Source organism: Micromonospora sp. WMMD710, assembly GCF_029626045.1.
Classification (GTDB): domain Bacteria; phylum Actinomycetota; class Actinomycetes; order Mycobacteriales; family Micromonosporaceae; genus Micromonospora.
In genome coordinates, this window is record NZ_JARUBD010000001.1 from 6,232,982 (window position 1) to 6,253,003 (window position 20,022).

Here is a 20,022-nt window from a genome sequence, read left to right on the forward strand (position 1 = left end):
CCGCTGGGGTGGCCCGGTGACCGGGGCGGATGTGCTGCTGCTCGCGCTCGGCGCGGTGGCGGTCGGTTCCGGCGTGCTGGTGGTGACGACGAAACATCTGGTCCGGGCCGGTCTCTACCTGGTGGTCTGTCTGGGCGCGCTGGCCGGTGACTATCTGGTGCTCGGCGCCGAGTTGGTGGCCTGGGTGCAGGTGCTGATCTATGTGGGCGCGGTGGTGGTGTTGCTGCTGTTCGCGGTGATGCTGACCCGGGCGCCGATCGGGGCCTCCGACGACCTGGACCGGCCCGGCTGGCCGGCCGCCCTGATCGGGGGCGGCGCGGGGCTGGGGTTGACCGTTCTGCTGGTCGACGCGTACCGGTGGGGCACGGTCGAGCTGCCCGGTGCGGGCAGCGCGGAGCGGCTGGGGGAGCAGATCTTCCAGTCCTGGGTGCTGCCGTTCGAGGTGCTCTCGGTGCTGCTGCTGTCGGCACTGGTCGGCGCGGTGGTGTTGTCCCGCCCGGACATCGGCCGCCCTCGCCCGGCCGACAGCACGGCCCGCAGCGGGGTCGACGTGACGACCGGGGGTCGCCGGTGAGGCCGGTCATCCCGTACGTCACCGCCGCCCTGCTGTTCGGCCTCGGCGTGTACGGCGTGCTGCGCCGCCGCAACGCCGTGCTGGTGCTGATGGCGGTCGAGTTGATGCTCAACGCGGTCAACCTGATCCTGGTCACCGCCGACACGACCGCCCGCGCCGTGCTCCCGCACTCGGGGCAGGTCTTCGCGCTGTTCGTCATCGTCCTCGCCGCCGCCGAGATCGGGGTGGGGCTGGCGATCGTCCTTCAGCTCTACCGGCTGCGGGCCACCGTGGCGGTGGATGAGGTGGCGTTGACCGAGCCTGCCGTGTCGACGCGGGCCGTCGGCCAGGATGTGGAGGCGGGCCGGTGACGGGTCTGCTCGGGGCGTTGCTGCCCGCCGTACCGCTGGTCGCCGGCCTGCTCGGCCTGCTGCTGCCACCGGCTCCGCGGCACCGGGGTGGTGCGGCCGGCGGGGACCGGGCCCGGACGGCCGCCGTGACGCTGGGGGTGGCCGGCGCGGCCGTCGCGTTGGCGCTGGCCGTCGCCCTGCTGGTGACGGTCGACGGTCCGACGCAGACGTCCACCACCTGGGTCGACATCGGCGGGCTGATGGTGACCCTGGGTGTCCGGCTGGACGGCGCGGCCGCACTCGTCGCGGTGGCGGTCACCGCGGTCGCCCTGGCCGTGCAGGTCTACTCGATCGGCTACCTGCGGCGCGGCCCGCACGACGACGTCGACGTCGACCACCGCTACCCGCCGTACGCGGCGCAGATCAGCCTCTTCACCGGCGCCATGCTGCTCGTGGTTGTCGCCGGTGACCTGATCATGCTGCTGGTCGGGTGGGAGGTGATGGGCCTCTGCTCGTACCTGCTCATCGCCCACGACCGCCGACTGGCCGGCGCACCCGCCGCCGCCATGAAGGCGTTCCTGGTGACCCGGGTGGGTGACGTCGGGTTCCTGCTCGGCATCGCCCTGCTCGGCGTGTCGACGGGCAGTTTCCGGATCACCGACGTGCTCACCCACGACCACTCCGGCGCGACGTTGACGGCCGCCGGTCTGCTGCTGCTGGCCGGGGTGGCCGGCAAGAGCGCGCAGTTCCCGCTGCACACCTGGCTGCCGGACGCGATGGCCGGCCCGACGCCGATCTCCGCGCTGATCCACGCGGCGACGATGGTCGCCGCCGGGGTGTACGCGGTGGCCCGCCTCTATCCGCTGTTCACGGCCGCGCCGGTGACGCTGACCGTGCTGGGGGTGCTCGGCGCGATCACCCTGCTGCTCGGTGCGCTCGCCGCCACCTCCCAGGACGACATCAAGCGGGTGCTGGCCTGGTCGACCGTCTCCCAGTTGGGCTACATGACCGGCGCGCTGGCGGTCGGTTCACCGTCGGCGGCGCTGTTCCACCTGCTCACCCACGCCGCGTTCAAGGCGCTGCTGTTCCTCGCCGCCGGCGCGGTGATCCACGCCGTGGGCACCACCCTGATGTCGGAGATGGGCGGCCTGCGGCGCAGCATGCCGGTGACCTTCTGGTGCACGGTGGTGGGCCTGGGCGCGTTGGCCGGTGTGCCGCCGCTGGCCGGCTTCTGGAGCAAGGACGGCGTGCTGACGGTCGCCGAGTCGGCCGCGCTGGAGGGCACCGGCCCGGCGCCGTCCTGGGTGGGCTGGCTGGTCTGGATCGCCGGGCTGGTCGGCGTGGCGGTCACCGCCTGGTACGCGGGCCGGCTGCTGCTGCGGGCCTTCTTCGGCGAGCCCCGGCTGCCGCTGGTCGCCCCGCACGACCCGCCGGCGCTGCTGCGCTGGCCGGTGCTGCTGCTGGCCGTGCCGGCCGCGCTGCTCGGCCTGGCCGGTTTCGTCGGGGCGTTCGCCGATCGGCTGCGGTTCGCCACCGTGCCGGTGGCGGGCTCCGAGGACGGGCTGGTCCACGTCGGGCCGGAGGCGCTGCTGCCGTTGGCGCTGCTGGTGGTCGGGGCGGGGCTGGTGGCGGTGGGCTGGCGTCGGGACACGGCCGCCGATCCGGCGTCCGCGCTGGGTCCGCTGCGGCCGGTCTTCGCCCGCGCGTTCCGGCTCGACGACGTCCAGCGCACCCTCGTCGTACGCCCCGTCCGGGCGCTGGCCCGCGCCGCGCGTACCGGCGACGAGGTGGTGGTGGACGGCGCCGTCGAGGGCAGCGGGCGGGCCGCGTCCGGTCTGGGTGCCGGGCTGGCGGCGCTGCACCGGGCCGCGCTGCCCCGGGCCGCCGCCGGTGTGCTGGCCGGCGCGCTGCTGATCGGCCTGGCCGCCGCCCTGATCGGAGCCAACCGATGACCGTTGGACAGGTGTTGCTGGTGGCCGTCCTGGCGGTGCCGGCGCTGGGTGCGGTCGCGGTGGCGGCGACACCCCGGGACCGGGCGGCCCGGCTGGTCGGCACGGTCGCGGCGGCGCTGACCCTGCTGGCTGCGGTGCCGCTGGTGTTCGGCGGGCGGAGTTGGGTGGCGTGGTCGGCGGGCGAGCCGGCGGTGCGCCCGTGGCACCAGCTCGACCTGCCCTGGGTGCCCGGCCTCGAGCTGCGTTTCCATCTCGGTGTCGACGGCATCTCCTGGCCGTTGGTGGTGTTGACCGCGCTGCTCACGCTGCTCTGCTGCGCGTACACGATGTGGCGGGTGCCCGACGGCGGCAGCGGCCGGGCGTTGGTGGCGCTGCTGCTGGTGGTCGAGGTGGGCATCCTGGGCACGTTCCTCGCACTGGACCTGGTGTTGTTCTTCCTCTTCTTCGAGGTCGTCCTGCTGCCGATGTACGCGATCATCGCCGGCTGGGGTGGCCCGGACCGGCGTCGGGCGGCCCGCAAGTTCACGCTGTACACCCTGTTCGGGTCGGTGTTGCTGCTGGTCGGCGTGTACGTGGTGGTCGCGGCCGCCGGTACCGCCGACGTGGTGGCGCTGACCGGGGGCGACGGGTTGTCCCGGGGTACCCAACTGGCCGCGTTCACCCTGCTGGCGTTGGCCTTCGCGGTGAAGAGTCCGCTTTGGCCGCTGCACTCGTGGCTGCCCGACGCGCACACCCAGGCGCCCACGGTGGGCAGTGTCGTGCTCGCCGGGGTGCTGCTCAAGATGGGCACGTACGGCCTGATCCGGGTGGCGGTGGGCGTGGCGCCGGAGGGCGCGCGCTGGGCGGCCCCGGTGCTGGGCGTGCTGGCCGTCGCCGCGATCCTCGTCGGTTCGCTGGTGTGCCTGGCCCAGGCGGACGTCAAACGGCTGATCGCGTACTCCAGCGTGGGGCACATGGGGTTCGTGCTGCTGGGCGTCGCCACGTTGACCGCCACCGGCATCCAGGCGGCGCTGATCGGCAACGTCGCGCACGGCGTGATCACCGGACTGCTGTTCTTCCTGGCGGGTGCCGTGAAGGACCGTACCGGCACGGGCACTCTCGCCGAGCTGTCCGGGCTGCGGGAGACCGCGCCCCGGCTGGCCGGCCTGCTGGCGTTCGCGGCGGTCGCGTCGCTCGGCCTGCCCGGGCTGGCCGGCTTCTGGGGGGAGGCGTTCGCGGTGGTCGCGGCGATCCAGCGGGGCGGCCCGCTGTGGACGACCCTCGGGGTGCTGGCGGCGGTCGGCGGCGCGCTCACCGCCGCGTACTTCCTGCGGCTGCTGCGCCAGGTCACCCACGGCCGGCCGAGTCCGGCGGTCGGCGGGGTCGGTGCCGGCCTGGCCGGTGCGGAGCTGACCGCGTGGGTGCCGCTGGTGCTGCTGGCGTTGGCCATCGGACTGGCACCGGCTCTGGTCCTCGGCGTCGCCGAGGCGCCCGTCGACGCCCTGATCGGGGTGGTGTCCCGGTGAGCGCGAGGAGTGCGGCGAAGCGGAGCACCGCGGTCGTGAACGAGGGCAGGCGCAGATGAGCGTGGTGCAGAGCGTGGACAGCGTGGCGCTGCTGCCGGCCTATCTGGCCGCCGGCACCGCCGTACTCGTGCTGATCACCGACCTGCTGCTGGCGCGGCCTCGGGTCACGGTCGTGGTGGCCGGGCTGGGCGCCCTCGGCACCGCGGTCGGCGCGGCCCTGGTCGGCGCGGCCGGCGAGCGGCGGACGTTCTGCGCCGGCGCCGACTGCTCCTGGGTCTTCGGCGGACGCGCGGCCCTGGTCGGTGCGGTGGTGGCGCTGCTGACGCTTGGCGTGCTCGGGTTGTCCGCACCCGCGCTGCGGGCCGGGCGGTCGCCGGTGGGGGAGTACTGCTTCCTGCTGGCCTGCTCGATGACCGGCGGCGTGGTGCTCGGCGCGGCCGGCGACCTGATCACCCTGATCGTCGCCCTGGAGACGCTGACCCTGCCGCTGTATGTGCTGGTCGGCCTGCGTCGCGGGAGCCTGGCCAGCGCCGAGGCGGCGGTGACCTTCTTCGTTGTCAGCGTGGTGGCCACCAGCGTGACGCTGCTCGGCGCGGCGCTGCTGTACGCGGTGACCGGCGGGCTGCACCTGGATCGGCTCGGCGCGCTGCTGGCCGAACGGCCGGAGCTGCGGGACCTGCCACTGACCACCGCCGCGGTGGCGTTGCTGCTGGTCGGGTTGGCGTTCAAGGTGGCGGCCGTGCCGTTCCACGCCTGGGCGCCGGCCACCTACGACGGGGCGCCGCTGCCGGTCGCCGCGTACCTGTCCACGGCGTCGAAGCTGGGCGGGCTCGTCGCGCTGCTGGCCGTGGTGCAGCGGGCGCTGCCGGCCGACCAGACCGGCCCGGTGCTCGCCGTGCTCGCGGTGCTCACCATGACCGTCGGCAATCTGGTCGCGCTGCGTCAGCGGCGTACCGTCCGGCTGCTCGCCTGGTCGTCCGTCGCGCAGGCCGGTTACATCCTCGCCCCGCTGGGCGCGTTGGCGCTCGCCGCCGGCCGTACGGGTGAGGCCCGCTCGGCGGCGTACGCGGCCGCGGTGGCGTACGCCGTGTTCTTCGTGCTGCTGGAGCTGGCCGCGTTCGCGGGGGTGACCGCGCTGCGCCCGGTGGGGGCGGACGGCGGCACGCTCGACGACCTGCGCGGGGCGGCCCGCCAGCACCCGTGGCGCGGCGTGGCGCTCGGTCTCGCGCTGGTGGGCCTCGCCGGCCTGCCTCCGGGGCTGGCCGGGCTGTTCGCGAAGGTGACCGTGGTCCGGGCGCTGCTCGACGGTGGCGCGGGTTGGCTGGCGCTGGTGGTGGCGCTGAACGCGGTGATCGGGCTGGCCTACTACCTGCGCGTGACCGCCGCCCTGTGGGCGCCGTCGACACCACCGACGGCGGCGGGCGGCGCGGTGGCCATACCCCTGGTGGGTGTGGTGGCGGTGGTGCTGGCGGTGGCCACGGTGGCCGCCGTGGTGGTGGGTGTCGCCCCGCAGTTGGTGCTCGACCTGGCCGGGCGCTGACCTGCCGATCCAGTCTCAGTGAACTCTCAGCGTTGAGACGGATGGTTGACGGGTACCGGGTTGTTGGACCGGTCAGCGGATCCCGGCGATCCGTGCACCGAAGGAGAGATCGTGCACCACAACCGTCTGAAGACCGCCGCGCTGCTCGGCCTGCTCACCGCCCTGATCCTCGCGGTGGGCTACGGGTTCGGCGGCAGTGGCGGCCTGGTCATCGCCGTCCTCATTTCCCTGGTCATGAACGGCATTTCCTACTTCTACTCCGACAAGCTCGCGTTGCGCTCGATGCGCGCGCAACCGGTCAGTGAGGCGCAGTTCCCCGAGCTGTACCGGATGGTCCGTGAACTGGCGGCCGAGGCCCGGCAGCCGATGCCGCGGCTGTACGTCAGCCCGACCGCGCAGCCCAACGCGTTCGCCACGGGTCGTAACCCGCAGCACGCGGCGGTCTGCGTGACCCAGGGCATCACCGAGATCCTCGACTACCGCGAGCTGCGCGGCGTGATCGGCCACGAGCTGTCGCACGTCTACAACCGCGACATCCTGATCTCCAGCGTGGCGGCCGGTCTGGCCGGCATCGTCACGTTCCTGGCTAACATCGCCTGGTTCATCCCGCTGGGCGGTGGGGACGACGAGGATTCGCCGAACCCGGCCGTGCTGCTGCTGACCCTGATCCTGGGTCCGATCGCGGCCACCATCATCCAGCTGGCGATCAGCCGGAGCCGCGAGTTCCAGGCGGACGCTTCGGGTGCCGAGCTGAGCCGCGACCCGCTGGCCCTGGCCAGCGCACTGCGCAAGATCGACGCCGTGGCCCGTCGGCGCCCGCTGCCGGCCCAGGGCACGCTCACCAGCACCGCCCACCTCATGATCGCCAACCCGTTCTCCGGTGGCGCGGTGGCCGCGCTCTTCTCCACCCACCCGAAGATGGAGGACCGGGTCGCCCGCCTGGAGCGGATGGCCGCCAACTCGGGGCCGGTGCAGTTCCAGCGCTGACCCGCTGATCCTCACTCCGCCCGTACCCGGTCGCCCCGGGTGCGGGCGGAGTGCTGTGTCGGGGCCGATATCCGGTACCCGCCGGCAAGCGTCGGCGTTAGGGTCGTAACGGCTCACGCTCATTACATCCTTGGGAGGTTCACGGTGGCCGCGCTGCGTCAGTACCTGGGTGTCTGGCGGATCCCCGGCGCGCCGATGCTGCTGGTCACCGGCATCATCGGGCGTCTCGGGATCGGCATGACACCGCTGGCGCTGCTGCTGGTGGTCGAGCAGGTGACCGGGCGGTACGCGCTCGCCGCCGTGGCGGGCGGCATCTACGCCATCGCCGGTGCCGCGCTCAGCCCGGTGGCCGGGCGGGTCGCCGACCGGGTCGGCCCCAGCCCCGTCCTCCTGGTCACCGCCGTGGCCCACCCTCTGGCGCTCACCGGGCTGCTGCTGGCCAGCAGGTCGGGCGAGGACGCCCTCGCGGCCATCTACCTGGCGTCCGGCGTCGCCGGGGCGACCTACCCGCCGCTCACCGCCGCCATCCGCGGTGCGTGGAACGAACTGACCGGTCCCGCCTCGGGCCGCTCCGCCCTGCGCAACACCGCGCTCGCCGCGGAGACCACGCTGTTCGAGATCGTCTTCGTGCTCGGCCCGCTGCTCGTGGCCGGCTTCGTGCTGGTCGCCGACGCGGCGGCGGCCCTGATCGGAGCGGCCGTGGTCACCCTGGTCGGCACCACCGCCGTGGCCCTCGGCCAGGTGATGCGCGGCTGGCGGTCGCACCCCCGCGAGCACCAGGCCCGAGGGCTCGGCCCACTGCGCGTCGCCGGCTTCCCGGCCCTGCTGGTCTGCGTGGCCGGCCTCGGCATCGCGTTCGGCGCCGCCGGCGTGACCGTTCCGGCGTACGCCCGCGACTACACCACCGACGATCCGGAGAGCCTCGCCGGGCTCCTGCTGGCCGTGTGGGGGATCGGCAGCGCCGTCGGCGGGTTCTGGTTCGGCGTCCGCCGTCCGGCACCGAACATGACCCGGCAGTTCGCCGGGCTGCTCGCCGCGCTGGCCGGCACCTTCGTGGTGTTCGCGGTGATGCCCACACCGCTGGCGCTGGGCATCGCGCTGATCGTCGGCGGTGCCACCATCGCTCCCGCGCTGACCCTGGAGAACACCCTGGTCGGGCGGATCGCCCCGACGGGCATGCTGAACGAGGCGTACACCTGGGTGGTCACCGTCGCGGTGGCGGCGAGCGCCGCCGGCGGCGCGGGGGCCGGCCTCATCGTGGACCACGCCGGCGGCGTGCCGTGGGCGTTCCTGTTCGCCGGGGCGGCGGTCGCCGTCGCGGCCGGGGTCGCCGCGCTGCCCGCCGGGCCCATCGCCCGCGCGGAAACATCGGCGGTACGCGCCGAAGAGCCGATCGCCGTCTGATCAACTCGGGTTCCTGCACACCGCGGTGTCCCGCCAAAGCGGATGCCCCGACATCCAGGAACCCGGGTCGATCTCAGCGTGCCGCAGGGATGGGCGGCGGATCCGGAAACGGCAGCGGGCACCATGAGGTGCCGGCGCAGTCCACCAGGTCGTCGCAGCCGGCCTCGACAGCCGCCCGCAGGGTGTCCCGGACGGCTGTCAGGTCGACCAACCTCCGCTCCACCTCGGCCAGCTTCGCCCTGGCCCGGGCGGGCAGGCCCGCACCCGGCTCGTGCCGCCCCGCGTCGAGCAGGTCGGCCACCTCACCCAGGGTGAAACCGAGGCGCTGGGCCGTCTTGACGACCCGCAACCGGGTGACCGCGTCCGCCGGGTACAGCCGGTGCCCGCCGGGTGAGCGCCGAGGCGCGCTGAGCAGGCCGCGACGCTCGTAGTAGCGCAGGGTCTGCGGATTCACCCCCGCCGCGGTCGCCAGCTGACCGCTGCGCAACCAGGGCGCGTCCGGCGCCGGCGTGCCGCCTCCCGTTGGGGTGCCGCCGCTTCGCACCCGTTCGGTGAGGGCATCGAGGATGCCGACGTGCGAGGCCGGCACCCGCGCCTCCATGGTCACCGCGTCCGGGCCACTCCGGGTCACCTCGAAGGTGAAGAACGAACAACACGCCGACTCCCGGGCGGCCAGGTCCCGTGCGGAGCGCTCCGCCTGCTCCGTACCGGTCAGGTGCAGCCGCAGGCGTTGCGCGGACGGCCGGTCGAACCACCGGACAGCCACGGCGAAGAAACTGTCAAACTCGGCGAGGCGGACCGGCCGCTCCGCCGTGGGTAGGCTGCAGGATTCAGGAACCCAGGCGTCGTCCGCCGCAGGGCGTTCGTCGGTCACCACCCGACGGTAAGCCCGTACCCGGGTACCGGTTGCAAGCCGCAGCCTGACCCGTCGACGGGAGGGGAACCATGGCCAAACTGCTCTACTCGGCGACGGCATCGCTCGACGGCTATATCGCCGGCCCCGGCGGGGACATGTCCTGGCTGACCGAACACCTCGCCGGCGACAACCCGACGGCGGACCGCCTGCTGGCCGACGTCGGCGCGATCCTGGCCGGCAACCGCACCTTCGGCGGCGACGACCCGAACCGCGGCACCGAGAGCGAAGGCGCGTTCGGCGGCCAGTACCACGGACCGGTGTTCGTCCTGACCCACCGGCCGCCGGACGAGCCATCCGCGGATGTCACGTTCGTCGGTGACCTCGACAGCGCCGTCGCACAGGCCAAGGAGGCCGCCGGCGAGAAGTACGTGAACATCCTCGGCGCGGACGTGGCCAAGCAGTGCCTCCGCGCCGGGCTGCTCGACGAGATCCTGATCTTCTTCGCGCCGGTGCTGCTCGGGGACGGCGTGCGCATGTTCGACGACCCGGGCGGGGAACAGGTGCGCCTGGCACCGATTCCGGGCGAGACCGCGCACTGGTACAGCGTCGTCCGCTGACAGTCGGTGGACGGCATGGAGGCAGCACCGGCGCAGCCTGGCGATCCGGACGCAGGCCAGTAGGAACTACGCCCAGGGTGGGGTGTACAGGCGCACATAGGCACGAGCGCGGGCGAGCGGGTCCTGCCAGTACTGATGCGGCATACGGGAGTGGTGCGTCTCGCAGAATTCGGCGAGACTCTCCGTGATCTTGACGCTCTCCAGTTGGCGGCCTTCGAAGGCTGTGTTGGTCGCCAACAGCTCCGGCTCGGAGTTCCAACCTGAATGATCGAACGCCCAGCTATTCCAGAGCGCGTAGACGTGGAAGACCTGCCAGCCGCCTGCCGAGCGCACACCTGCGATCTCGATCGGCCGATCTGGGTAGAAGTCCCGGCACACCCAGGCCAGGATGTGACACGCGCCGGCAGCGAAGAAAGCCTGGTCCGTCCGGTCCCAGGCGATGCGCTGGTCCGATCGCTCCATTGCTGTCCGACGAAATGCCCCCGCTGCTTCGGCCACCACCAGCCAGACGTTAGCGGAGTCCCCCGTCCCCTCGGGAGTGCGCGACGCCCCGGTCGCAGTCGTAGGGTCCGCTAGCAGAGGACACGCAAGCTCCGAGCGTGCCGACGAGGCCCAGGTCGTCACCAGGCCGTCGGAGGGCGATCGTGAGCGACCCACGACGACTACCGGTGACGACGTTGCCTATCTGACAAGGCATGGCCAACGCGATCGCCAGGCCAAACCGGGCGCCCTTACCTGTAGTTGGTGAACTGGAGGGCGACGCCGAAGTCCTCACCCTTGAGCAGCGAGATGACCGCCTGGAGGTCGTCGCGCTTCTTGCCGGTGACCCGCAGTTGGTCGCCCTGGATCTGGGCCTGAACGCCCTTGGGGCCCTCATCGCGGATCTTCTTGCTGATCGCCTTGGCCTTGTCGGTCTCGATGCCCTGGATCACCTTGCAGTCGATCTTGAAAACCTTGCCGGACGGCCGCGGATCGCCAGCGTCCAGCGACTTCAGCGAGATGTTCCGCTTGACCAACTTCTCCTTGAACACGTCCAGCGCAGCGGCGACCCGCTCCTCGGTCTCCGCCTGGAGGCCGATCGCCTCCTCGCCGGACCAGGAGATCTCCGCGCCGGTGCCACGGAAGTCGAACCGCGTTGCGAGCTCCTTCTCCGCCTGACGGAGGGCGTTGTCGACCTCCTGGCGGTCGACCTTGCTCACGATGTCGAACGACGGGTTCGCTGCCATGCTGATGCTCCTGCTGTCCGGCGGTCTGGGCCTGTTGTCGGCCACCGACCAGCGGCACGACCCCCTGACCGTACCCGGTTGCACCAGGCCCGGGGGGAGCCGCTATCCTTGCTTCCGCCGCCGCGTTGCGACGCGGTGGGGTGCCCTGGCGGGTTGCCCGAGCGGCCAATGGGAGCGGACTGTAAATCCGTCGCGAAAGCTACAGAGGTTCGAATCCTCTACCCGCCACCAGGTGCAGATACGGCCCCTGACCAGCAGAGATGCTGATCGGGGGCCGTTGTCGTTCGTCTGGCCGAGTCCCACTGCGTCCAGCGATGAACCCGCAGCGAACCCGGTAAGCCGGACTCGGGGTGAAATCGCGCTTCGGTCCAGCGGTCGCCGTCGCTGCGAGACTGAGCGCGTGCCCAGCCGCGCCGGCGCGCAGGTCGACCCGATTCGGCAGGTGCAGGACATGTCCGACGACATCGAAATTCGCCCCTTCCGGCTGGACACGCCGGAAGAAGTGATCACTGACCTGCGTCGCCGGGTTGCGGGCACGCGCTGGCCCACCCGCGAGCTGGCCGCCGATCGTTCCCAGGGCGTGCAGTTGGCGACGATCCAGGAGGTGGCCCGTTACTGGGCGACGGAGCATGACTGGCGCACGCTCGAGGCGAAGCTGAACGCCCTGCCGCAGTACACGACCGTCATCGACGGCGTCGAGATCCATGTCATCCACGTGCGGTCGCAGCATGAGACCGCCCTTCCGCTGATCATGACGCACGGTTGGCCGGGCTCGGACGTCGAGCTGCTCGGGGTCGTCGGCCCGCTCACCGACCCGACCGCGCACGGCGGCTCACCCGAGGATGCGTTCCACCTGGTGCTGCCGTCCCTGCCTGGCTACGGCTTTTCGGGCGAGCCGGCCGAGCCCGGTTGGGACTCGAACCGCATGGCGCGCGCCTGGGCGGTGCTGATGATGGACCGTCTCGGCTACCCGCGGTACGTCGCGCAGGGGGGCGACGTGGGCGCGGCCGTGACCGACGCGATGGGCCGGCAGGGGCCTGATGGGCTGCTCGGCATCCACGTGAACCTGTTGGCCGGGGCGATCGGTATCAAGGACCAGTTGCCGGCGAAGTCCGAACAGGAACGAGCGGCGCACGACGCTCTCAACCTGTTCACGACGGACGGCTTCGGCTACCTCCCGGAGCAGTCCACCCGACCGCAGACGATCGGCTACTCGCTGACGACCGCCCCGTCGGCCACGACGTCGTCGTGTCGGCGCCCGCGGCCATGTCGGGGCCGGACCTCGCCAAGGGTCGACCCGGTACGGCGGCGATCCACCGTGCATTGATGATTGTGGTTTACTGCCTGAGGCGTCACAATCTGCTGCAGGCGAGCCACGCATGGTCGCCGGTCTCGGTCTCGGTCCCGGGGAGGCGGAGCGCCGTCCGGCTGATCTCGAGGTGGCACAGCGAGATCCCAGGTCCGGTAGGGGCGCTAAGCGGCTTAGGGGTTGATAGCGGAGCTTGTCGTTTGTTTGGCGGCAGCGATCGGTCGGACGGTAAGAGGATCTGGCCAGACGTGGTGAGTGGGCAGGCCGACCGGCTCGTAAGTTCCCGGTCCGCCGGCCGGGTGGGTCGTGGAACTTTCCCCCTCTGCCACCGCTGTGGCACCATCGGGGAACGCAGTTTTCTGACACCCCTGATGGTAGGAGTTCCCGATGTCTGGTCTAACGCGTGGCCGGCTGCTCGGTCTGATCATGGCGACCATGGGTCTGGTAGTAGTCGTCGGTGGCGTTGTCGTCGTCGGTGGCGGCGATTTCCAGACCGCAGGGGTTGAATGGGGCGCACCGGCCAGCCAGAGTGGGGCAGGAGTCGTTGCCCACGGGCGTTGATGCCAGCGTGCGCCAGCGCCACCGATGAGGGGACACAGGAGTGCCGGCCAACAACGTCCCCCGTCGATCGACGGACCGTGCGTGGCTGATCACCGGGCCCCTGGCCGTTCTGGCCATCCTCATCACCACGTTTCTGGCCGTCACTGAGACCATCGAACCCCGCGACCTGCTGGTCGCGGGGTTGCTCGTGCTTGTCATGGTGGTGGCGGGCGTACCCACGCTGAGTTTCGTCGTCCGGCGCCAGGCCGTCGTGGTCACCCTCACCGAGATACCGCTGGTGCTGGGGCTGTACTGGCTGTCACCGGTGCTCGTGGTCCTGATGGCGACCATCGCCGCGGTCGTCACACAGGCCCATCGCCGCTATCCGCCGCCGAAGTTCTGGTTCAACGTCGCTCGGGACGCCGCCGGCGTGTCGGTGGCGGGCCTGGTCGTGGTGACCGCCAGACCGTTCGACGGGGTGGGACCGGCCACCTGGGGATTGCTGTTCCTCGCGGTCAGCGCCAACACCCTGATCAGTCTGGCGTCGGTCGTCGGTGTCATCACGCTGCTGCAGGGGTGGCAGGGGCTGCGCGGTGCGACGGCGATGGCCGTGCAGGTCTTCCTCACCACCGCGCTCAACGTGGCGGTGGGTCTCCTCATTCTGATCGCGTTGGTGACGACTCTGTGGTCGGCCCTGCTCCTGGTGGCCATCACCGTCGCCGGCGTCATGCTCTACCGCGCGTACTCCCGGTTCCTTCGTCAGCACCGGACGCTGGGGGACATGTACGAGCTGACCAGGGCGATGACCGGCTCGGGCCCCGGCGACGTCCTCGCGGATGTGCTGCTGGACCGCATCCGCACCCTGATGCAGGCCGAGTACGCGACTCTCTGGCTGCCGGCGCAGGGCCGGCATCCTGAAGTGCTGCTGACCGCGCGGCTGGATGACCGGGGTCTGCTCGACGTGGCGCCCACCTCGTCGGTGATTCGTGAACGGGCTTTCAAGGAGGGGCAGAACGTCACTCTCGGGCGACTGCTCGGCGGGGACGCGGAGGTCCGGCATGCGATGGACGGCCGTCAGGTGAAGGACGTCATCGTCGTTCCGCTGCGGTCGGGGCAGGTCGTGATCGGCACGTTGGAGGTGGTCAACCGGCTCAGCGACGTCGGCCACTTCACCCGGGCCGACGTACCTGTGCTCGAGACCGTGGCCGCGCACGCGGCCGTCGCCCTGGAGAATTCCCGGCTGGTCGACCGGCTGCGGCACGACGCGTACCACGACACCCTGACGCGGTTGCCCAACCGGCGGCGGATCACCGGGGCGCTCGACGAGTCGGTCAAGATCGGGGCGCCCGACGAGGTGGTGGCGTTGCTGCTGTTCGACGTCGACGGGCTGCGCCAGGTCAACGAGTCCCTCGGTCACGCGGCGGGCGACAAGGTCCTCGTCGAGGTCGCCAACCGGTTGCGGGCCAGCGCGCCGTCGTCGGCCCTTGTCGGCCGCGTCGGCGGGGACGAGTTCCTGGTGACGTTGCGGCTGGAGAGCGCCGCCGCGGCGTTGGAGTTGGCGGGCCAGTTGCGTGACCAGATCCGCGACGAGATGGTCTTCGACGCGCTCACCCTCGACGTCAACACCGCCGTCGGGGTGGCCGTACACCCGGATCACGGCAGCGACGCGGCGACCCTGCTGCTACGGGTGGACCTGGCCGCCACGGCGGCCAAGTCGGTGCCGGGCAGCGTGCAGCTGTTCAACCCCGCCCTGGAATCCCGGTCGCTGCGCCGGTTGGGTCTCGCCGGCGACCTGCGCCAGGCCCTCGACCAGGACGAGCTGGAGGTCTACTTCCAGCCGAAGGTGACGTTGCGGGACCGCCGCCTGGTCGGCGTGGAGTGTCTGGCCCGGTGGGAGCATCCGACGCACGGCACCGTCGCTCCGGAGGACTTCGTCGCGGTGGCCGAGCACACCGGGCAGTTGAGTCGGCTCACCGAGGTGGTGCTGCGTGAGGGGCTGCGTCGCAGCCGGGACTGGGCCGAGGCCAACCAGCCGCTGCCCATCGCGGTCAACCTGGCCGCCCGGACGCTCACCGACCAGCACTTCCCGGATCGGGTGCAGGAGTTGCTGACCGAGTACGGGGTGCCGGCGCAGCGCCTGACCCTGGAGATCACCGAGGCGGGCGTGCTGGACGGCACGGACCGGCCCATCCCGACCCTGCAACGGTTGCGCGACCTCGGCGTACGGCTGTCGGTGGACGACTTCGGCACCGGGGACTCGTCCCTGGCGCACCTGCGCCGGCTGCCGGTGCACGAGGTGAAGGTGGACCGCTCGTTCGTGCAGGGCATGGCGACCGATCCGGGCGACCTGGCGATCGTGAACGCGGTGGTGACGCTCTCTCAGCAGTTCGGCCTGGCCGTGGTCGCCGAGGGCGTGGAGAGCGAACTGACCCTGGAGCTTCTGCAGGACATCGGCTGCGAGATCGGGCAGGGCTTCCTGTTCAGTCGGCCGCTGCCGTACGAGCGGCTGGCCGCCTGGTTCGGCGCCCAGGTGGACCCGGAGACGATCTCCGGTCCGGAGCTTCCGCGCCTGCGTGTCGTGCCCTGAGCTGGGCGAAGACGATCACCGGGGATCCGATTTCACCTGCCGAGCCGGGCCGTGTATTCTAACTTCTGCGCGCCCCACGGGGAGATCGCGCAGGCCCCCTTAGCTCAGTCGGCAGAGCGTCTCCATGGTAAGGAGAAGGTCTACGGTTCGATTCCGTAAGGGGGCTCGAGGGTTCAGCTGGACCCACCGCGGCGGTGTAGCTCAGATGGTAGAGCAAGCGGCTCATAATCGCTGTGTCGCCGGTTCAAGTCCGGCCACCGCTACTCTCGCCTTCCGAGCTCGTTCTCGGTGGTCGTGGGGATGGGCGCCACTGGCGCCCACTTTGCATGTCCGCGCAGTCAGCGACTAGGCTGGCGCGTCGTAGTTCGTTTCCGTTAGCGAGGAAGGCACTCCGCCGTGGCGAAGGCTACCGATGTCCGGCCGAAGATCACTTTGGCGTGTGTGGAGTGCAAGGAGCGCAACTACATCACGCGCAAGAACCGGCGCAACGACCCCGACCGCATCGAGCTGAAGAAGTTCTGCCCGCGTGACGGTCGGCACACGGCCCACCGCGAGACCCGCTGATTCATGGCCGGCTCCGCGCCGGTCATTGTTCTGACGTTTTTCTCGATCGCCGATCTGACCGGTTTGGCGCGGCTTCGCCGCCGCCTACCGATCAGGTCGGCGATTGTGCTTTCCGTGTAGGTTCGCGGCATGCCTCTGGACCCTTCCTTCGTCGGCCGGACGTATCCGCCGACCGCCCCCTACCAGGTGGGCCGAGAAAAGATCCGTGAGTTCGCGTCCGCCATCGGTGCCACCGACGCGGCTCACCACGACCCGGAGGCCGCCCAGGCGCTGGGCCACCCGGACGTGGTGGCGCCGCCGACCTTTCCGGTGATCGTGACGATGGCGGCGAGCCGTCAGATCATCGAGGATCCGGCCCTGGGCGTCGACTACAGCCGGCTGGTGCACGGCGACCAGCGGTTCGCGTACACCCGGCCGGTGGTCGCCGGCGACGAGCTGGTCTGCACCAACACCATCGAGGACGTCAGCACCCGGGGCGGGCACGGCTTCCTGACCACGCGCACCGACGTGAGCACCGTCGCCGGGGAACCGGTGGTTGCCGTGTGGGCCAGGTACGTCATTCGTGGGGAGGCCTGAGATGGAACTGCCAGCCAAGACGTTCCAGGTGACCCGTGCGGACCTGATCCGTTACGCCGGCGCGTCGGGTGACTTCAACCCGATCCACTGGAGCGACCGGGTCGCCACGAAGGTGGGGCTGCCCGGGGTGATCGCCCACGGCATGTTCACCATGGCTCTGGTCGGCCGGGCGGTCGCCGAGTGGGCCGGGGCGCCCGACGCGGTGGTCGAGTACGGGGTCCGCTTCACCCGCCCGGTGGTGGTGCCGGACGACGACCAGGGGACCGAGATCGAGGTCACCGCGAAGGTCCGTGACGTCACCGAGGACGGCCTCACCCGGCTCGACGTGACGGCCACCTGTCTGGGCGAGAAGGTGCTCGCGCAGGCCCGGGCGGTCATCCGGACCGCACGCTGAACCGGGCCCGCCACGCGTGGCGGGGAGACCGGTTGGGAAAGTCGGGCGGCTACCCGTACACTGGTCCGCCGTGGGGCAAGTGACCCCTGCTCGGTCGTCTGTGACCGGGTGGGGCGAGTGTTGCCGCACAGGGGTGTAGCTCAATTGGCAGAGCAGCGGTCTCCAAAACCGCAGGCTGCAGGTTCAAGTCCTGTCACCCCTGCGCCTCAGGCCTGACCGTTCCCGTGGGTCGCGCCGCCGACATGGCGGCGTCCGGCCCGTGGTGGTGGCATCGGCGGGGTGGTCCGAGGCATTCGGGCCCCCGGTTGATCCACCGGCCGCGGCCCGTCGCGGGACGGTTGGGCCCGGCCGGCGTGACCAGCGCCGCGCACGCCACCCGGCGTGTGACCCGAGATTCCGCGACGGAGGGCGAAGTGGCCGACAACAAGCGGCGCGGCGAGGACGCCGGCGACGATCGTCTGGACGACGATGTCGTCGACGAGGTAGCCGACGACGACGCCACCAGCGCGGACGAGCCGGTCTCTCGGGGAGGCACCGCGACGCGGTCGCGTGCCCGCGCGGAGTCGGCGGACAGCCGGCCGACCACCCGGTCGGAGACCGGTCGGGTGGGCGTCTTCGGCCGCGTCGCCCGGTTTTTCCGCGAGGTCGTGGCCGAACTGCGTAAGGTCATCTGGCCGACCCGCAAGGAGTTGCTGACCTACACCGCCGTGGTGGTGACGTTCGTCGCGGTGATGCTGACGATCGTCGGTGTGCTGGACTACGGCTTCGCCAAGGTCGTGCTGTTTGTCTTTGGCAACTCGAGCTGACCGGCTGCCTCCAGCCGATAGTGACGGAAGTGAGCGAGCGTGCCTGAGTACGACGAGACCGCCGGACCGGTGGACGAGCAGTCCACCGTCGCGACGGCGGCTGGTGACGAGTCGGTCGAGGCCGCCAGCGAGCCGGAGTTCCCAACGACCGAGCCCGAGCCGGACGAGGAGTACGACCCGGTCGCCGAGCTGAGGCAGAAGCTGCGCTACGCGCCGGGCGACTGGTACGTGGTGCACTCGTACGCCGGCTACGAGAACAAGGTCAAGACCAACCTCGAGACCCGGATCACGAGCCTCGACATGGAGGACTTCATCTACCAGGTCGAGGTGCCGACCCGGGAAGAGGTCGAGGTCAAGAACGGTAAGCGTTCGCAGATCCAGGCCAAGGTCTTCCCCGGTTACATCCTGGTCCGGATGGAGCTGACCGCCGAGTCCTACTCGTGTGTCCGTAACACCCCGGGCGTGACCGGCTTCGTCGGCGCGACCGACCGGGCCGACCGGCCCGCGCCGCTCTCCCTCGACGAGGTGTTGAAGTGGCTGGCGCCGGCCGTCGAGACCGAGCAGAAGAAGGCGAAGCCGGAGATCAAGGTTCTCGACTTCGAGGTGGGTGACTCCGTCACCGTCACCGACGGCGCGTTCGCGTCGCTGCCGGCCACGATCAGCGAGATCAACGCCGACCAGCAGAAGCTCAAGGTGCTGGTGTCGATCTTCGGCCGGGAGACCCCGGTGGAGCTCAACTTCAACCAGGTCGCCAAGATCTGACCGGTCGTCGGCGGCGGGCCTGGCCCGCCGCCGGTGACGGCGTTCGCCCTCCCGCTCGACCTCGGCGGACGAGCGGGCTGCGGCCTGCGCTACTCTTGAACGTCACCGCTGTCGCACCGCGCTGACCGTGCGCGCCCGACAGGGCGGTGTTCAGCCGCATTTTCCCAGCTCCAAGCCCCAGGAAGTGACATGCCTCCGAAGAAGAAGCTCGTCAAGACGTTCACGCTTCAGCTGCCGGCGGGCCAGGCCACGCCGGCGCCGCCGGTCGGCCCCGCGCTCGGCCAGCACGGCGTGAACATCATGGAGTTCTGCAAGTCCTACAACGCGCAGACCGAGTCCCAGCGGGGCGACATCGTCCCCGCCGAGATCAGCGTGTACGAGGACCGCACCTTCACCTTCGTGCTGAAGACCCCGCCCGCCGCCCGGCTGCTGATCAAGGCCGCCGGTGTGCAGAAGGGCTCGGGCGTCCCGCAGGCCGAGAAGGTGGGTTCGGTCAGCCGCGCCCAGCTGCGTGAGATCGCCGAGAAGAAGATGGCCGACCTCAACGCCAACGACCTGGACCAGGCCGAGAAGATCATCGCCGGCACCGCCCGGTCGATGGGCATCACCGTCAACGACTGACGTCGGCCCCGCCGACGACCCGATCGTGGGAGGGCTCGCGCCGAGCGGCCCGCCAGAGACCACAGGAGTAATCAGCAATGCAGCGCAGCAAGAGCTACCGCAAGGCCGCCGACGTCATCGACCGGTCCAAGCTCTACACCCCCGCCGAGGCCGTGAAGCTGGCCAAGGAGACCACCAACGTCAAGTTCGACGCCACGGTCGAGGTCGCCATGCGCCTCGGCGTCGACCCCCGCAAGGCGGACCAGATGGTCCGCGGCACGGTCAACCTGCCGCACGGCACCGGTAAGACCGCCCGCGTGATCGTCTTCGCCGGCGGCGCGAAGGCCGAGGAGGCCGCCGCGGCGGGTGCCGACGAGGTGGGCACCGACGAGCTGGTCGCCCGGATCCAGGGTGGTTGGCTCGACTTCGACGCGGCGATCGCCACGCCGGACCAGATGGCCAAGATCGGCCGGATCGCGCGGATCCTGGGCCCGCGCGGTCTCATGCCGAACCCGAAGACCGGCACGGTGACCATGGACGTCACCAAGGCGGTGCAGGACATCAAGGGCGGCAAGATCACCTTCCGGGTGGACAAGCACTCCAACCTGCACCTGATCATCGGCAAGGCCTCCTTCACGGAGAGCCAGCTGGTGGACAACTACGCGGCGGTGCTCGACGAGGTGCTGCGGGCCAAGCCGTCCGCGGCGAAGGGCAAGTACCTCCGCAAGGTCATCCTCACCACCACGATGGGCCCGGGTGTCCCGGTCGACCCCAACCTGGTGAAGAACCTCACCGAGGAGCCGGCCGAGGCCTGAGCCCGACCTGTTCGCTCCGCCGGGGCGCCGCCACACCTGTGGCGGCGCCCCGGCGCGTTCGTGGTGTGGCAGGCTCGTC

Annotated in this window: 21 protein-coding genes and 4 tRNA genes; 21 read left to right on the forward strand and 4 right to left on the reverse strand. The window is 71.1% G+C overall.

Annotation, left to right across the window (positions count from 1 at the left end):
- The first annotated feature begins 16 nt into the window (after window positions 1-16).
- The 7 genes from O7620_RS28870 (at window position 17) to O7620_RS28900 (ending at window position 8,291) form a co-directional block, all read left to right on the forward strand.
- Window positions 17-574 (forward strand): NADH-quinone oxidoreductase subunit J, encoded by a 558-nt coding sequence (locus O7620_RS28870; RefSeq protein WP_151488729.1) that lies wholly within the window; start codon window positions 17-19, stop codon window positions 572-574.
- Complete coding sequence (gene nuoK, locus O7620_RS28875; protein WP_278126290.1) at window positions 571-924, forward strand: NADH-quinone oxidoreductase subunit NuoK; 354 nt, start codon at window positions 571-573, stop codon at window positions 922-924. The genes O7620_RS28870 and nuoK overlap by 4 nt, the downstream gene beginning before the upstream one ends.
- Window positions 921-2,855, forward strand: a complete 1,935-nt coding sequence (locus O7620_RS28880) for an NADH-quinone oxidoreductase subunit L (protein ID WP_278126291.1) — start codon at window positions 921-923, stop codon at window positions 2,853-2,855. Before nuoK ends, O7620_RS28880 begins: the two co-directional genes overlap by 4 nt.
- Entirely contained in the window at window positions 2,852-4,360 is a 1,509-nt protein-coding gene (locus tag O7620_RS28885) for an NADH-quinone oxidoreductase subunit M (RefSeq protein ID WP_278126293.1), read from the forward strand. Before O7620_RS28880 ends, O7620_RS28885 begins: the two co-directional genes overlap by 4 nt.
- A 55-nt stretch (window positions 4,361-4,415) precedes the next feature.
- Entirely contained in the window at window positions 4,416-5,900 is a 1,485-nt protein-coding gene (locus tag O7620_RS28890; protein WP_278126294.1) for a proton-conducting transporter membrane subunit, read from the forward strand.
- A 111-nt stretch (window positions 5,901-6,011) separates the two neighbouring features.
- Window positions 6,012-6,887, forward strand: a complete 876-nt coding sequence (gene htpX / locus O7620_RS28895; protein WP_278126295.1) for a zinc metalloprotease HtpX — start codon at window positions 6,012-6,014, stop codon at window positions 6,885-6,887.
- Window positions 6,888-7,031: 144 nt separating this feature from the next.
- Window positions 7,032-8,291, forward strand: coding sequence for an MFS transporter (locus O7620_RS28900; RefSeq protein ID WP_278126296.1), 1,260 nt, complete (start codon window positions 7,032-7,034; stop codon window positions 8,289-8,291).
- A gap of 73 nt (window positions 8,292-8,364) precedes the next feature.
- On the opposite strand, the gene O7620_RS28905 is transcribed toward O7620_RS28900, so the two are convergent.
- Window positions 8,365-9,165: a MerR family transcriptional regulator gene (locus tag O7620_RS28905; protein ID WP_278126297.1), complete on the reverse strand. Its 801-nt coding sequence runs from the start codon at window positions 9,163-9,165 to the stop codon at window positions 8,365-8,367.
- A 71-nt stretch (window positions 9,166-9,236) separates the two neighbouring features.
- Here O7620_RS28905 and O7620_RS28910 point away from each other — a divergent pair, with 71 nt between their 5' ends.
- Window positions 9,237-9,764 carry a dihydrofolate reductase family protein gene (locus tag O7620_RS28910; protein ID WP_278126298.1) on the forward strand — a complete coding sequence of 176 codons (528 nt, stop codon included), beginning with the start codon at window positions 9,237-9,239 and terminating at the stop codon, window positions 9,762-9,764.
- Between the two features lie 66 nt (window positions 9,765-9,830).
- Here O7620_RS28910 and O7620_RS28915 read toward each other — a convergent pair whose 3' ends face one another.
- Both O7620_RS28915 and O7620_RS28920 read right to left on the reverse strand, forming a co-directional pair.
- On the reverse strand, window positions 9,831-10,265 hold the full coding sequence (locus tag O7620_RS28915) for a hypothetical protein (RefSeq protein ID WP_278126299.1): 435 nt from the start codon (window positions 10,263-10,265) through the stop codon (window positions 9,831-9,833).
- Between the two features lie 230 nt (window positions 10,266-10,495).
- A complete protein-coding gene (locus tag O7620_RS28920; RefSeq protein ID WP_151488738.1) occupies window positions 10,496-10,990 on the reverse strand; it encodes a YajQ family cyclic di-GMP-binding protein in 495 nt (164 codons plus the stop codon).
- A 147-nt stretch (window positions 10,991-11,137) separates the two neighbouring features.
- Between O7620_RS28920 and O7620_RS28925 the strand changes: the two genes are divergently transcribed.
- Window positions 11,138-11,221: transfer RNA gene (locus O7620_RS28925), tRNA-Tyr, on the forward strand.
- A 169-nt stretch (window positions 11,222-11,390) separates the two neighbouring features.
- Window positions 11,391-12,317 (forward strand): epoxide hydrolase, encoded by a 927-nt coding sequence (locus tag O7620_RS28930; RefSeq protein ID WP_278126301.1) that lies wholly within the window; start codon window positions 11,391-11,393, stop codon window positions 12,315-12,317.
- A 378-nt stretch (window positions 12,318-12,695) separates the two neighbouring features.
- Here the strand turns inward: O7620_RS28930 and O7620_RS28935 are convergent, their stop codons facing one another.
- Window positions 12,696-12,851: a hypothetical protein gene (locus O7620_RS28935; RefSeq protein WP_192580167.1), complete on the reverse strand. Its 156-nt coding sequence runs from the start codon at window positions 12,849-12,851 to the stop codon at window positions 12,696-12,698.
- Window positions 12,852-12,900: 49 nt separating this feature from the next.
- Here O7620_RS28935 and O7620_RS28940 point away from each other — a divergent pair, with 49 nt between their 5' ends.
- From O7620_RS28940 to rplA, 11 genes are all read left to right on the forward strand, one after another.
- Window positions 12,901-15,426 carry a bifunctional diguanylate cyclase/phosphodiesterase gene (locus tag O7620_RS28940; RefSeq protein WP_278126302.1) on the forward strand — a complete coding sequence of 842 codons (2,526 nt, stop codon included), beginning with the start codon at window positions 12,901-12,903 and terminating at the stop codon, window positions 15,424-15,426.
- A 93-nt stretch (window positions 15,427-15,519) separates the two neighbouring features.
- A tRNA-Thr gene (locus O7620_RS28945) sits at window positions 15,520-15,592 on the forward strand.
- 24 nt (window positions 15,593-15,616) lie between these two features.
- Window positions 15,617-15,689, forward strand: a tRNA-Met gene (locus O7620_RS28950).
- Between the two features lie 133 nt (window positions 15,690-15,822).
- Window positions 15,823-15,990 (forward strand): 50S ribosomal protein L33, encoded by a 168-nt coding sequence (rpmG, locus tag O7620_RS28955; protein WP_092378713.1) that lies wholly within the window; start codon window positions 15,823-15,825, stop codon window positions 15,988-15,990.
- Between the two features lie 129 nt (window positions 15,991-16,119).
- Complete coding sequence (locus tag O7620_RS28960; RefSeq protein WP_151488753.1) at window positions 16,120-16,566, forward strand: MaoC family dehydratase N-terminal domain-containing protein; 447 nt, start codon at window positions 16,120-16,122, stop codon at window positions 16,564-16,566.
- 1 nt (window position 16,567) lies between these two features.
- On the forward strand, window positions 16,568-16,960 hold the full coding sequence (locus O7620_RS28965) for a MaoC family dehydratase (protein WP_151488754.1): 393 nt from the start codon (window positions 16,568-16,570) through the stop codon (window positions 16,958-16,960).
- Between the two features lie 129 nt (window positions 16,961-17,089).
- Window positions 17,090-17,162, forward strand: a tRNA-Trp gene (locus O7620_RS28970).
- Window positions 17,163-17,373: 211 nt separating this feature from the next.
- Window positions 17,374-17,766 (forward strand): preprotein translocase subunit SecE, encoded by a 393-nt coding sequence (secE, locus tag O7620_RS28975; RefSeq protein WP_151488755.1) that lies wholly within the window; start codon window positions 17,374-17,376, stop codon window positions 17,764-17,766.
- A gap of 39 nt (window positions 17,767-17,805) precedes the next feature.
- Window positions 17,806-18,528: a transcription termination/antitermination protein NusG gene (gene nusG / locus O7620_RS28980; RefSeq protein ID WP_139582412.1), complete on the forward strand. Its 723-nt coding sequence runs from the start codon at window positions 17,806-17,808 to the stop codon at window positions 18,526-18,528.
- Window positions 18,529-18,717: 189 nt separating this feature from the next.
- On the forward strand, window positions 18,718-19,149 hold the full coding sequence (rplK, locus tag O7620_RS28985; protein WP_151488757.1) for a 50S ribosomal protein L11: 432 nt from the start codon (window positions 18,718-18,720) through the stop codon (window positions 19,147-19,149).
- A gap of 77 nt (window positions 19,150-19,226) precedes the next feature.
- Window positions 19,227-19,943: a 50S ribosomal protein L1 gene (gene rplA, locus O7620_RS28990; protein ID WP_151488758.1), complete on the forward strand. Its 717-nt coding sequence runs from the start codon at window positions 19,227-19,229 to the stop codon at window positions 19,941-19,943.
- The last annotated feature ends 79 nt before the right edge of the window (window positions 19,944-20,022 follow it).

What these genes read in the sequence shown, in the direction of transcription:
- O7620_RS28885 (WP_278126293.1), top strand. Translation starts at nt 2,852, where the DNA reads ATGACCGTTGGACAGGTGTTGCTGGTGGCCGTCCTGGCGGTGCCGGCG.
- O7620_RS28890 (WP_278126294.1), top strand. Translation starts at nt 4,416, where the DNA reads ATGAGCGTGGTGCAGAGCGTGGACAGCGTGGCGCTGCTGCCGGCCTAT.
- O7620_RS28910 (WP_278126298.1), top strand. Translation starts at nt 9,237, where the DNA reads ATGGCCAAACTGCTCTACTCGGCGACGGCATCGCTCGACGGCTATATC.
- O7620_RS28920 (WP_151488738.1), bottom strand. Translation starts at nt 10,990, where the DNA reads ATGGCAGCGAACCCGTCGTTCGACATCGTGAGCAAGGTCGACCGCCAG.
- O7620_RS28960 (WP_151488753.1), top strand. Translation starts at nt 16,120, where the DNA reads ATGCCTCTGGACCCTTCCTTCGTCGGCCGGACGTATCCGCCGACCGCC.
- O7620_RS28965 (WP_151488754.1), top strand. Translation starts at nt 16,568, where the DNA reads ATGGAACTGCCAGCCAAGACGTTCCAGGTGACCCGTGCGGACCTGATC.
- rplK (WP_151488757.1), top strand. Translation starts at nt 18,718, where the DNA reads ATGCCTCCGAAGAAGAAGCTCGTCAAGACGTTCACGCTTCAGCTGCCG.
- rplA (WP_151488758.1), top strand. Translation starts at nt 19,227, where the DNA reads ATGCAGCGCAGCAAGAGCTACCGCAAGGCCGCCGACGTCATCGACCGG.